The organism is Elusimicrobiota bacterium (genome assembly GCA_040757695.1).
GTDB lineage: Bacteria > Elusimicrobiota > UBA8919 > UBA8919 > UBA8919 > JBFLWK01.
On sequence record JBFLWK010000071.1, the window covers coordinates 1 to 11843 of the forward strand.

At 35.5% G+C, this 11843-nt stretch carries 11 protein-coding genes; all 11 read left to right on the top strand.

The features are described 5' to 3' along the window. The first annotated feature begins 157 nt into the window (after positions 1 to 157). The gene (gene tilS / locus AB1349_10560; GenBank protein ID MEW6557781.1) at positions 158 to 1186 is read left to right on the top strand and encodes a tRNA lysidine(34) synthetase TilS; all 1029 of its coding nucleotides are present in this window, start codon (positions 158 to 160) and stop codon (positions 1184 to 1186) included. Further along, a complete protein-coding gene (hpt, locus tag AB1349_10565) occupies positions 1179 to 1718 on the top strand; it encodes a hypoxanthine phosphoribosyltransferase (protein MEW6557782.1) in 540 nt (179 codons plus the stop codon). Before tilS ends, hpt begins: the two co-directional genes overlap by 8 nt. 5 nt (positions 1719 to 1723) lie before the next feature. After that, positions 1724 to 3517 (top strand): ATP-dependent zinc metalloprotease FtsH, encoded by a 1794-nt coding sequence (gene ftsH, locus AB1349_10570; protein MEW6557783.1) that lies wholly within the window; start codon positions 1724 to 1726, stop codon positions 3515 to 3517. Between the two features lie 116 nt (positions 3518 to 3633). Further along, positions 3634 to 4197: a GTP cyclohydrolase I FolE gene (gene folE / locus AB1349_10575; protein MEW6557784.1), complete on the top strand. Its 564-nt coding sequence runs from the start codon at positions 3634 to 3636 to the stop codon at positions 4195 to 4197. 7 nt (positions 4198 to 4204) lie between these two features. Further along, on the top strand, positions 4205 to 4651 hold the full coding sequence (locus AB1349_10580; GenBank protein MEW6557785.1) for a hypothetical protein: 447 nt from the start codon (positions 4205 to 4207) through the stop codon (positions 4649 to 4651). Continuing rightward, a complete protein-coding gene (gene folP / locus AB1349_10585; protein MEW6557786.1) occupies positions 4644 to 5444 on the top strand; it encodes a dihydropteroate synthase in 801 nt (266 codons plus the stop codon). The genes AB1349_10580 and folP overlap by 8 nt, the downstream gene beginning before the upstream one ends. After that, positions 5437 to 6207, top strand: coding sequence for a diadenylate cyclase CdaA (cdaA, locus tag AB1349_10590; GenBank protein MEW6557787.1), 771 nt, complete (start codon positions 5437 to 5439; stop codon positions 6205 to 6207). Before folP ends, cdaA begins: the two co-directional genes overlap by 8 nt. Before the next feature lie 328 nt (positions 6208 to 6535). Then, positions 6536 to 7978, top strand: coding sequence for a phosphoglucosamine mutase (gene glmM / locus AB1349_10595; protein MEW6557788.1), 1443 nt, complete (start codon positions 6536 to 6538; stop codon positions 7976 to 7978). A gap of 162 nt (positions 7979 to 8140) precedes the next feature. Further along, entirely contained in the window at positions 8141 to 9988 is a 1848-nt protein-coding gene (locus AB1349_10600) for a TonB-dependent receptor (protein ID MEW6557789.1), read from the top strand. A gap of 109 nt (positions 9989 to 10097) precedes the next feature. Further along, on the top strand, positions 10098 to 11015 hold the full coding sequence (locus tag AB1349_10605) for an ABC transporter substrate-binding protein (GenBank protein MEW6557790.1): 918 nt from the start codon (positions 10098 to 10100) through the stop codon (positions 11013 to 11015). Next, on the top strand, positions 11012 to 11843 hold an 832-nt coding region (locus AB1349_10610; protein MEW6557791.1), incomplete at its 3' end, for a HAMP domain-containing protein. The genes AB1349_10605 and AB1349_10610, both read left to right, overlap by 4 nt.

An 11843-nucleotide genomic window follows, 5' to 3' on the forward strand; every position in this document is an offset into this window, starting at 1 on the left:
GATAAGCTCGCCCGTTGGGGGGGGGGTAGGCTTTAGCCTAAACTTCCGCCGTAGGCGGATTCGTCTGGCGAAAAAGTTTAGCACCCAGTAGTAGTCGGCAATTAATTGCCGACTACTTTTTATTTGCTTTTTTTTTAGTTTTTGGTATAATTTTTGTATGCTTCAAAAAATTAAACGATTTATTGATAAATACAAAATGCTTAAAAAAAATGATAAGGTTCTTATCGGGCTTTCAGGCGGTCCTGATTCTGTTTTTCTGTCAGTCATTCTTCTGAATGAAGTGAAGAATCTCTTTAAACTAAAAGTATTCGCCTGCCATGTTGACCATCAGTATCGTAAAGACAGTTGTAAAGATGCACAATTTGTAAAAAGGTTTTGTGAAAAATTAAACATTCCGGTTGTAATCAAAAAAATAAAAGGACATTTGTCCGGAAAAAAATTTTCAGAAGAAAAAGCACGAATTTTAAGATATCAAATTTTTTACAAAGTTGCTAAAAAATTTGGCTGCACAAAAATAGCAACTGCCCATACGCTTGACGACAATGCCGAAACAGTTCTTATGTGGCTTGCTCGTGGCTGTGGGCTTAATGGTATTACAGGTATCCCGCCTAAAAGGAAAAACATTATCAGACCGATTCTGTGTGTTGCAAAACAGGAAATTATCAATTATCTGAAAAAAAACAAAATAAAATACTGTGTTGACAGAACAAATTTATCAGCAAAATTTACAAGAAACAAAATCCGACTCAAAATTATTCCAGAACTTGAAAAAATCAATCCAAAAGTAAAAAAGCATATTTTTCAATTTTGTGAAATTTTAAGGGGAGTGGCTTTCAAGAAAAGTATTGACAAAATTGATAAAAAAGTTTATAATTATAAAATAAGGAAATTTATACCAAAAGAAACCCAGTCGTTTTTTGATGCGGATAAAATAGATATCAAAAAACTAAAAATAAGAAAATGGAAACCAGGCGATAGAATGATTCCGTTCGGGATGGCTAACTCGAAAAAACTGCAGGATATATTTACCGACGAAAAAGTTCCAAAGATCTTAAGAAAAAAAATACCGATTGTTTGTGAAAACAAAAAGATATTATGGGTTGCCGGTGTAAAAAGGTCAAACGATGCACCAATAACAGAAGATACAGAAATGGCGCTTAAAGTGGAATTTAAAAAAAATGCATAACGATATAGCCGAGATAATTTTTACAGAACAGCAGATACAGAAAAGAATAAAAGAACTTGCCGGACAGGTTTCTAAAAATTACAAGGGAAAACAACTCACACTTGTCTCTGTCCTAAAAGGTGCGACAATTTTTTTGGCGGACTTGATGAAGAATCTTAAAATACCATTAAGTATTGATTTCATGGCAGTTTCGTCGTATAAAGAAACAGAATCCACAGGTGTTGTCCGGCTGATAATGGACCTTCGTGAGTCGCCTGAAAATAAGAACCTGTTGATTATAGAAGATATAATTGATACAGGACTCACAATGCATTATCTTTGTGAGAATCTGAAAACCCGGCGACCCAAATCGTTAAAAATATGCTCGCTTCTGTATAAACCAGCAAGAAAAATCAAAGATATAAAAATAGATTATCTCGGGTTTGAAGTTCCCGATAGGTTTGTCGTCGGTTATGGTATGGATTACAACGAACTTTACAGGAATCTGCCATATATCGGCATTTTAAAGCCCGAGGTTTATAGGAGAAAATAAAAAAAATGAGCAAACAGGCAAAAAGTATAGCAATGTGGCTATTGATAGTGTTGGGGTTTGTTTATCTATGGCAAGTCGCATCTGAAAAAACAAGAGAACGAGAACTTACATATTCGGAGTTCAAGCAGGCAATTAAAGAGCGAAAAATTTCGGATGTCGTAATCTCGCCAGATTTGATTTCCGGTATGCTTAAAGAAGATGGTAAAATTTTTAAGTTCAAGACGGTTCCAGTAGAAGATTCTAAACTGGTTGATGAACTTGAAAATTATCAGATAAAATATAAAGGACAAAAAAACCGTGGTTGGTTTTTAGAGATTCTTATATCAATAATCCCATGGGTTCTAATTGCGCTTATCTGGTATTTTTTGTTTATCCGAGGACCTGCGATGGGTGGTAAACAGATATTTTCATTTGGCAGAAGTCGTGCACGACTACAAACTGAGAAAAAAGGAAAAACAACATTTGTAGATGTCGCCGGTGTTGAAGAAGCAAAAGAAGAACTTAAAGAGGTAATTGAGTTTCTGAAAGATCCTGCTAAATTCCAAAAGTTAGGCGGTAAAATTCCGAAAGGTGTGTTGTTGGTCGGTCCTGCAGGAACTGGAAAAACATTGCTTGCTAAAGCGGTTGCCGGCGAGGCAGGTGTGCCATTCTATTCGTCAAGCGGGTCAGAGTTTGTAGAAATGTTCGTCGGTGTAGGCGCTTCACGGGTACGCGATTTGTTTGATATGGGTAGAAAAAACGCACCATGCGTGTTGTTCATAGACGAGATTGATGCAGTCGGCAGACACAGAGGCGCTGGCTACGGTGGTGGACATGACGAACGCGAGCAAACACTCAATCAACTACTTGTTGAAATGGACGGATTTGATACAAAAGAAGGCGTAATAATTTTATCTGCTACAAATCGGCCTGATGTGCTTGATGCCGCACTGCTTCGTTCAGGCAGGTTTGATAGACATATTATTGTGCCAGTTCCTGATATCAAAGGTCGTGAAGAAATTCTTAAAGTTCATTCTAAAAATATAAAACTTTCACAAATAGCAGATTTATCAATCATAGCCAAAAGAACACCGGGTTTTGTCGGTGCAGACCTCGCTAACCTTATCAATGAAGCAGCACTGCTTGCCGCGAGACGAAATAAAGAAGCAGTAGAAATGCCTGAACTTGAGGAAGCGATTGACAGGGTAATGGCGGGTCCGGAACGGCGTTCCAGAAAAATTTCAGACAAGGAAAAAAAAATTATCGCATACCACGAATCAGGACATGCGCTTGTTGCAAAACTGCTGCCTTCTACAGAGCCGGTTCATAAAATCTCTATAATCCCGCGTGGTATGGCGCTTGGTTATACGATACAATTACCGACGGAAGATAAGTATCTTATCACTAAATCAGAAATGGTCAGTAAAATTATTGTGCTTTTAGGTGGCAGAGCGGCTGAAAAACTGGTTTTTGGTGATATTACAACCGGTGCTGAAAATGATTTAAAGGTTGCAACGACTACAGTACAAAATATGATCTGTCTTTATGGTATGTCGGATAAATTAGGTAATGTTTCGTTAAGAAAACGTGAAGAAGAAATTTTTTTAGGCAGAGATATTTTTGCACAGGAAAAACTGTATTCAGAAAAAACAGCACAGCAGATTGACGATGAAACCAGAAAAATAATTGATGAAGCATTTGAGAAAGCAACTTTGCTGATAAAAACTAATTTAGAAAAATTAAAAAATCTGGCTGAAAAATTAGTTGAAAAAGAAATCCTTGAAGGTGAAGAACTTGCAAAACTGCTAGATCACGAATAAGGGCACACGAATAAAGGCAAACAACATGAACGAACGCGAATAATGACAAGATTTTATTCGTGAAAATTCGTGATGCCATTCGTGATTAGTCATTTGGGTTTGAGCGTAGCGAAAAAATGGACAGAAAGAAAATTGAGAAGGCAGTAAAAGATATTTTAATTGCGGTTGGTGAAAATCCTGCTCGGGAAGGGCTTAAAAAAACACCAGAACGTGTCAGCAAGATGTATGAAGAAATTCTTGCTGGCTATAAAAAAGATGCCAATAAAGAACTTGCAATTTATTATTCAGAAGAAAAACACGAAGAAATAGTGCTTGTCAAAGATATACCATTTTATTCAATATGCGAACATCATTTGCTACCTTTTTTTGGCAAAGTGCATATCGCGTATATTCCAAAGAAAGAAAAACTGCTTGGTATCTCAAAAATAGCAAGGGTTGTTGATATTTTTTCAAAGCGACTCCAACTTCAGGAACGGATTACCAAACAACTTGCAGATATAATTATGAAAAAAATATCACCATATGGTGTAATGGTGGTTGTTGAAGCGGAACATCTCTGTATGACAATGCGTGGCGTTAAGAAACCAGGTGCTAAAATAATAACATCAGCGGTACGTGGAATTTTCTCAAAGGATGCTAAAACCCGTTCAGAAGCGCTTTCTCTAATAAAAAGTAAATAATGGAGGGATGATGGAAACAGCTGCAATTATTTTAGGATTTTGTAGTATTATTTTGGCTATTCTTGGTGGAATTTTAGCCAATTCATTGAGTAAACGAACAGACCTGTTAGTTAGAACTGAAGATGAAAGAGCAAAAAAAATAATTGATGAGGGTAACAAAAGAGCAGAGGAAGCAGATAAAAGAACACAACAGATGATTGAAGGATTAGGAAAGATGATTGAAGAAGGGAACAGAAGAACACACCAGATGATTGAGGAAGGCAGAAAAGAAACAAGAGCATTATTGGAACGGATGGACACAAGAATGGAACGGATGGATGCGAGACATGAGGAAGGCAGAAGAGAGTTCAAAGAATTACTGAAAAGAATGGATGACAGATGGGCAATGCTTGTTGAGAAAGAAGAGTTGGTTGTAAAGGAAAAACGAACAGAATATAAAACTGAAAATGGTTAAAATTGTTGGGATATTGAATGTAACACCGGATTCGTTTTCAGATGGTGGAAAGTTCTTTAAAACTAATGATGCTGTAAAACAAGCGGAGAAACTTATAGAAGAAGGTGCAGATATAATTGATATCGGTGGAGAGTCAACAAGACCCGGAAGTAAACCCGTTCCGATAGAAGAAGAAATAAAAAGAGTTGTCCCTGTAATTAAAGAAATCAAAAAAAAAATTCCTGGAATTCCTGTCTCGGTTGATACTTATAAACCGGAAGTTGCATTAAAAGCAATAGATGAAGGTTGTGAAATTGTTAATGATATTTATGGGATGAGATGGCAAGATGGAGAAATGGCGAGTATCGTGGCAAAAAACAATGTGAAAGTTGTAATTATGCATATGCAAGGCACTCCGCAAACGATGCAAACAAATCCACAGTATAAAAACGTGATTTCTGATATAAAACAATTTTTTAGCCTGCAGATAAAATTTGCTGAATCAAAAGGAATCAAAAAAGAAAAAATAATTATAGACCCAGGCATCGGTTTTGGAAAAACACTACAGCATAACCTTCAAATACTCAAAAAACTTAATCAATTCAAAGAACTCAATCAACCAATTATGGTAGGTCCATCAAGAAAATCATTTATCGGAACATTGCTGAATGTAGATGTTTCTCAACGGCTTGAAGGCACAATTGCCTCAGTGTTAATTTCGGTAATAAATGGCGCCGATTATTTAAGAGTTCACGATGTGCTTTCTGTTAAAAGGGCAATAACTGTATTGGAGGCAATCTGTGATTATGTTTAAAGAAATTTTTATAAATGTTATTGATGTTTTGATACTGTGGTATATTTTTTATCGGCTGATACTTTTAATAAAAGGCACCCGTGCAGTTCAGGTTCTTTTAGGTATCGCGATACTCGGTGTAATAACCGCTGGAGCGATTTTTCTGAAACTGGAAACAACCGCATGGCTGTTAAAAAACTTCTGGGCTGCCGGGCTTGTTATTATCGTTGTTATATTTCAGTCAGATATTCGTTCGGCATTAGCGCAGTTAGGTAGTGGAAAGTTCAGCCATCTGTTTATGAAAGAAGAAATTACGGCAATCAAAGAAATAGTTTCGGCAGTTAAAGAATGTTCACAAAAAAAAATCGGAATGCTTGTTGTGATTGAACAGGAAACTGGCTTAAAAAATTTTATAGAAAAAGGTGTAAAAATTAATGGTGAAATCTCTCAGGAGTTACTGGTATCAATTTTTAATCCACGCACACCATTACACGATGGCGCTGTGATAATATCAGGTCCTAAAATTATTGCGGCAAGTTGTATTTTACCGCTGACTGAGAATCCATTGGTCTCAAAATTTTTAGGGATGCGGCATCGCGCAGCAATCGGTGTAAGCGAAGTATCAGATGCGTTTGTAATAGTCGTTTCAGAAGAAACAGGTACAATATCAATTTCAAATAATGGCAAATTAGAACGAGATGTCAAAATGGAAATACTTGAGCATCTTCTGATTGATATATGGAAAAAACCGGAAAAACATTTTCTGAAAAGGCGGGCAATTTAAGTAACACAGATGACCGCAGACACCGTTCCCACGAAAGTGGGAATCCATTAAAGGCATAGATTCCCGACAGGGGCATTCGGGAATGACATTCGGCAATCAGTGATTATATGAAAACAAGTTGGTTTAAAAAAGATATAGATATAAAATTACTATCACTGATACTTGCAATCCTTCTATGGATTGTAAAACAGAAACTCGGTAAGTAAAATCACGAATAAAAAGACACGAATAAAGTCACACATCCCGAACAAAACCCGAATAACTGCATTGATTTCATTCGGGATAATTCGGGATAGCATTCGTGATGAGTTATTCGTGAATTTATTATATGAAGAAACTTTTTGGGACTGATGGTATCCGCGGGATTGCAGGTGAATACCCGCTTGTGCCTAAACTGATAAAAAAAATCGGCTATATCGCTGCAATCGTATTAAGTAATAAAGCAAGAAAAAAGATGCGAGGGTTTATCCCGATTTCAATCGGGATGTCAAAACCCGAAGCATCACACCATATTGTAGCCGAGAATTTATTCTCGGTGAGTGAAGCGAAGCGAAACGAAATCGTTTTAGGTAAAGATACCAGAGAGTCGTCTGGTTGGATTTCTAAAATTATCTGCGAAGGTATCACATCAGCAGGTGTAAATGTTTTTGATTGCGGTGTAATCTCTACACCCGCGGTCTCTTATATCGCATCTAAACGAAAATCAATTGCCGGCTGCGTTATCTCTGCCTCACATAATCCAAGCGAGTTTAATGGTATCAAATTTTTTTCTAACGACGGAATAAAAATCGCAGACCAGAAAGAACTGGAAATAGAAAAACTGGTTTTGGGAACGGATTTACATAAACAAAACGAAAATAAAATTGCCGGTAAAATTTTGTATCGTGATACAACCGCTGAAAAACAGTATCTGAATTTTTTGTTGTCTACTGTTAAGCCCGTCACAAATCTGTCACAACTTAAAATCGTTGTTGACTGCGCCAATGGTTCAAACTATAAAACAGCTGCACAGGTGTTTGATAAACTAAAAGCAAATACAACTGTGATATTTAACCAGCCTGATGGCAAAAATATCAATCACAACTGCGGCTCACTCCACTTAAAAACACTACAGAAAACGGTTGTTGAACAGAACGCTGATTTCGGTATCGCATTTGATGGTGATGGCGACCGCTGTATATTTGTAGACGACGAAGGTGAAATCAGAGACGGCGATTACTTAATAGCAATTGCTGCGAATTATTTGAAAAAAAATAATGCATTAAAAAACAACGGACTTATCGCGACAGTTATGGCAAATTTCGGGTTTTACAAAATGATGGAAAAATTAGGTATCAATGTCTTTACCTGTGCAGTCGGCGATAAATATGTGTTTGAGCAAATGCTTAAAAATGATGTAATTTTAGGCGGAGAGCAGTCCGGTCATATAATATTCAGAAATTTTTTGAATACTGGCGATGGGCTTTTAACTGCATTACAGATAACTTCTATAATTCATAAAACTGTGAAACCGCTATCGGAATTAGCAAAAATTATAAAAAAATATCCGCAGGTTTTGTTGAATGTAAAAGTTGAAAAAAAACTTCCAATTACCGAGAATAAAAAACTATCTGATACAATAAAAAATGTTGAGCAGAAATTAAAAGATAATGGCAGAGTGCTTATCAGATATTCCGGCACTGAACCGTTATTGCGAATAATGGTAGAAGGTCCCGACAACAAAATAATAAATCAGTACGCTCAGGAAATTGCTTCAGCAGTTAATTTATAGTTTTTTACTTGGATTAGGAATGACTGTGAAAATGACACAGCATAACATAAATTTTAATATAAAAAATAAGAAGGCAGTTTATCAATATAGAAAAAGAACATTAGATAAAGCGGATTTGGAAGGATTGAAAAAAGCGAAAAATTTAAAAAGGGGGTGTAAGAGATGAAGAAGAACATTTTAGTTTTAGGATTAGTAGGGATTTTGGTTTTGGGAATTGGATTTGAGGTTCTGGCAGAGGAGCAAAGTGTTAAAGGGAAGGAAGAACTACTGTTTGAAGAGATTCCAATAGTCTTTGCTGCCAGTAAGAGACTACAACCCATTACTGAAGCAGCGTCAAACATAGAAGTTATCACTGCTGAGGAGATTAAGCAATCAGGAGCGGTGAGTATTGCTGACGTATTAAGGAAAGTTGTTGGGGTACAGGTAAGAGAGCCTTCTGCCAGCAGCCATGCTATAGGAGTTCGAGGTTTTACTGATGCTCAGCATGTTCTTATCACGGTTGATGGTAACAGTGCATATCTTCACCATGTTAATCACACATATGTTGATTTAATACCGGTAGATTTAGAAGAAATCGAGCGGATTGAGATTGTCAAGGGTCCAGGGGCAGTATTTTATGGTGGTTCTGCTTTTAGTGGAGTAATCAATATTGTCACTAAGACTCCTAAACAAATAAGTGGAACTCAAGTAAATATGGCTGGTGGTGACTGGGATATTATGCGTGGTAATATTATTCATGGAGGAAATCATAATAGATGGGATTACGGCGTCAGTGCTGGTCACTATGGGACTAAATATTTATCACCTCCGAGAGCACTCTTTATGCATGAATATACAAATACTAATTACGGGGCGGTAAGATCAGTTTATCACCTTGACGATGATTCTTCTATTTCTATAGATATCCGACATCGTTATACCGATGATGGAATCTCTCGACATTGTACAGATATAACAAATACTTATGTAACTCTGCGATATGATCAACCTAATTTCTGGGTACGCCTTTTTCAGAATAGACAATTTAAGTATGCTTTGTCAAGTTCTGTTAATGTGGATGACACAAACAACGAATTTGAAATTATGCGTGTTTTAGAGTGGCAAAAGAATATTACCAGTATAGGTGGATTTGCAAAGCGAGTTGATTTTACAGCAAAAAGCAATGTTGGTGGAGAGAAAGAGAGCTATATTGAAGATTATGCTGTAAAGGCAGAAAACGAATATCATGCTACAGATAAATTTATCCTTACTTTAGGAGGACGAGCAGAGCACTTTTCCGAGGTGGACTGGGTTTTTAATGGACGTGGCAGCATTATATATAAACCGACCATAAATCAACGTCTTGCTTTAACTATTGCTAATGGATATTATCTGCCTTCTCTTGCTCAACTTTATGGTTGGGGTGATGTTCTCCCATTTCCATCTAACTCTTCATTAAAGGAAGAAAGGATTGGTTCATATGAATTAGCTTATTATGGTAATCTCGCTAAGCATATTAAATCAAATATTGCCATATTCTATAATGATTATAAAGGATTAATAGGAACAACTCTGACAAATGAAGTTGATGGTTACAAACAAGGATTAGAATTGGGTCTTGATTTCTTGCATACTCATTGGCTAACCAGTTTTTTGAATTATACCTATCAAACTATTCATCGTACTGATTTTGGTGATTTGGCAGTAGACCCTAAACACATGTTTAACTGTGGCATCAATGCTAAATTTGACAGATGGTCGTCAAATTTAACCTTTCATTATGTTGATAAGTATTACGAGATATATGATGCGGCTAACCCGGTATTGGGTTTTTTAACACCTCCTCAAGAGGTTAATGCTTATACTACTGTTGATGTTAGAATTGCTTATATGCTTAAGGATAATCTAGAGTTTGCTTTATCCTCCACTAACTTGTTTAATAATGTTCATTATGAATCAAATCCAGTTGGATTTATTGGAGCAGATGAGGTTAGTCGTCGGATAGCTCTAAATGTTAGTTACAATTTTTAGAAAAACAAGTAAAATAGTCCCACAATTTCATGGGTTGGATTAATTCAGTTTTATATCTACAGATTGTGTGAAGGACAAATATTATTATTGAAGATTTGAGAGGTAAAGAATGAACAGAAAATTATTATATATTATTTTTTGCTTGATATTTCTCACTACTTGGTGTATTTCTGCTAAACAATCAGTCATTGTTGTTATAAAAAGTAAAGATATTGCTCCTTATAATACTGCTTTGGAAGGATTTAAAGAAGTTGTAAAAGAAAGAAGCATTTTAGTCACATTCAAGGAGTACAATTTAGAAGAAACTAATGTTATTGAGAAAGTTAGAAATGAAAAGCCAGATTTGATTTTGACTATTGGGACGTCAGCGACAAAGTTAGTATCTGAAAAAATTAAAGATATTCCGATAATTTTTTCTATGATTATAGATCCTGAAGGAGTTGGTTTAAAATCAAAAAATCTAACAGGTTCTTCACTTGATATACCGATTAGGTTACAGTTTGAAAAATTGAGAATAATTATTCCAAAAGTAAGAAGAATCGGAGTAATCTATAACACTAAAGAAAATGAAAGTATTATTCAAAAAGCCAGAGAAACAGCTATAAATATAGGATTTGTTCTGAAAACATATCAGGTTGAATCTACAGAAGACATACAAAAGATTCCAAAAGTAGAAGAAATGAATATTGATGTTTTATGGTTAGTTACAGATACCATTGTTTGCCAGCCAGCAATTATTAAACAAATTCTTTACTCTTGTCTGAAAAATAAAATTCCGGTTATGGGAATTTCGTCGAGTTATGTTAAAGCAGGAGCACTTCTGGCTTTATCTTGTGATTATGAAGATATTGGTAGACAGGCAGGTGAAATAGCTGAAAAAATTTTAAATGGAGAAGACTTAGCTACTATTCAAGTCAGTGTACCAAGAAAGACAAAACTATATTTAAATATATCTGTGGCTGATAGGTTAGGGATAAAAATCCCTAAGGAAATTATAGAAAAATCAGAAAAGGTGTTTGGAAAATGAAATTAAATATTGCTACTAAAATTAATTTACTTACTGTCTCATTAATTGTAATTTTTACCAGTTTTCTTGGTTGGCTTTTTGTAAGACATGAAACAAGTGCTATTAAGACCGAGTTAGATGAGCGAGCCATAACTATAGTAAATAATCTTGCCTATAATAGTGAATATGGTGTATTGGTTGGAGATAAGGAAGGATTAATACGGCTCCTTGAAGGTATAATAAAAGAAAAAGACATATCCTATGCAATAATAGAAGACGTAAAAGGAGATCTTATAGCAGAAGTAGGAGAGAAGGAAAAGGTATTAATAAAAGAATTTACTGCTCCAATAGTTGCTATACAATTATCTAAAGATGCAGGAAAAGAGGAATTGAGTATTATTCCAGAAATAAGAGAAAAAGGAAAAGAGAAGAAGTTAGGAATGGTGCGACTGGGTGTTTCTTTAAGAGGATTGTACCAAAAGACAACTCAAATTAAAAAAGTAATGCTTTTTAGCGTGATTGTTATAATACTTATATCATCTTTAGTAGTAATTTTTGCTGTTAGATTCCTAATAACCCGACCGCTGAAACCTCTTATGTTAGGTGTAGAAAAAATCAGAACGGGCGATTTGTCACATCGGGTTAAAATAAAATCTCAAGATGAACTTGGTGAATTTGCTAATTCGTTTAATAAGATGACAGAGGATTTATCAAGAGTTACAGTGTCCAAGGACTATGTTGACAATATTATCAAAAGTATGATTGATACTTTGATTGTGACTGATGCTAAAGGAAAGATAAAAACAGTAAATCAGGCAACTCTAAATTTGCTTGGATATGAAGAAGAAG

What these genes read in the sequence shown, in the direction of transcription:
- tilS (MEW6557781.1), top strand. Translation starts at nt 158, where the DNA reads ATGCTTCAAAAAATTAAACGATTTATTGATAAATACAAAATGCTTAAA.
- hpt (MEW6557782.1), top strand. Translation starts at nt 1,179, where the DNA reads ATGCATAACGATATAGCCGAGATAATTTTTACAGAACAGCAGATACAG.
- ftsH (MEW6557783.1), top strand. Translation starts at nt 1,724, where the DNA reads ATGAGCAAACAGGCAAAAAGTATAGCAATGTGGCTATTGATAGTGTTG.
- folE (MEW6557784.1), top strand. Translation starts at nt 3,634, where the DNA reads ATGGACAGAAAGAAAATTGAGAAGGCAGTAAAAGATATTTTAATTGCG.
- AB1349_10580 (MEW6557785.1), top strand. Translation starts at nt 4,205, where the DNA reads ATGATGGAAACAGCTGCAATTATTTTAGGATTTTGTAGTATTATTTTG.
- folP (MEW6557786.1), top strand. Translation starts at nt 4,644, where the DNA reads ATGGTTAAAATTGTTGGGATATTGAATGTAACACCGGATTCGTTTTCA.
- cdaA (MEW6557787.1), top strand. Translation starts at nt 5,437, where the DNA reads ATGTTTAAAGAAATTTTTATAAATGTTATTGATGTTTTGATACTGTGG.
- glmM (MEW6557788.1), top strand. Translation starts at nt 6,536, where the DNA reads ATGAAGAAACTTTTTGGGACTGATGGTATCCGCGGGATTGCAGGTGAA.
- AB1349_10600 (MEW6557789.1), top strand. Translation starts at nt 8,141, where the DNA reads ATGAAGAAGAACATTTTAGTTTTAGGATTAGTAGGGATTTTGGTTTTG.
- AB1349_10605 (MEW6557790.1), top strand. Translation starts at nt 10,098, where the DNA reads ATGAACAGAAAATTATTATATATTATTTTTTGCTTGATATTTCTCACT.